Origin of the sequence: Caulobacter sp. CCH9-E1, assembly GCF_001556515.1 — a bacterium.
Classification (GTDB): domain Bacteria; phylum Pseudomonadota; class Alphaproteobacteria; order Caulobacterales; family Caulobacteraceae; genus Caulobacter.
Genome location: NZ_LSJA01000264.1, coordinates 1 through 960 on the forward strand (window position 1 = coordinate 1; position 960 = coordinate 960).

The window sequence follows — 960 nt, forward strand, 5'->3', positions numbered from 1 at the left end:
TCTCGCAGGTCACCGCGATCTTCTCGGAGAAGACCAACCTCTACTTCGCCCGCCAGCAGGTGGCCGAGCGTCTGACCCAGGCCGGCGACAGCCTGCCCGCTGGGATCCAGCCGCAGATCGGGCCCGTCACGACGGGTCTGGGCGAGGTTTACATGTACTCGGTGGAGTACGCCAATCCGGGCGGCAAGGGCGCCAAGGTGCGTGACGGCCAGACCGGCTGGCAGAGTGACGGCGCCTATCTGACGCCGGAAGGCGAGCGCCTCACCGACGCCACCTCGCAGGGCGCGTACTTGCGCACCATCCAGGACTGGGTCGTTCGTCCGCAACTGCGCACCGTCAAGGGGGTGGCCGGCGTGGACTCCATCGGCGGCTTCCAGAAGCAGTACGTGGTCGAACCCGACCCGGCCAAGCTCGTGGCCTACGGCGTCTCCTACACCGACCTGGCCAAGGCCCTGGAAGGGGCCAACCTCTCGGTCGGGGCCAACTTCATCCAGCGCGCCGGCGAGGCCTATCTGGTCCGGGCCGACGCGCGGGTTCGCACGCTCGACGAGATCCAGAACGCCATCATCGCCACCCGTCGCACCGTACCCGTCGCCGTCAAGGACGTCGCCACCGTGCGGGTCGGCGGCGACCTGCGCACCGGCGCGGCCAGCAAGAACGGCGAAGAAGTGGTCGTCGGCACCGCCCTGATGCTGATCGGCGAGAACAGCCGCTCGGTGGCCAAGTCGGTCGGCGACAAGCTGGTCGATGTTCGCAAGGCCTTGCCGAACGGCGTGGTCATCACCACCGCGCTCGACCGATCGGTGCTGGTCAACGCCACCATCAAGACCGTCGAACGCAACCTGACCGAAGGCGCCATCCTGGTCGCCGCGACCCTCTTCCTGCTGCTCGGCAACGTCCGCGCCGCCTTCATCGCCGTGCTGATCATCCCGCTGTCCTTCGTGATGATGGCCATCGGCA

At 67.9% G+C, this 960-nt stretch carries 1 protein-coding gene; it reads left to right on the forward strand.

All coding sequences use genetic code 11. The features are described from left to right. On the forward strand, positions 1-960 hold a 960-nt coding region (locus AX690_RS14955; RefSeq protein WP_197426874.1), incomplete at both ends, for an efflux RND transporter permease subunit.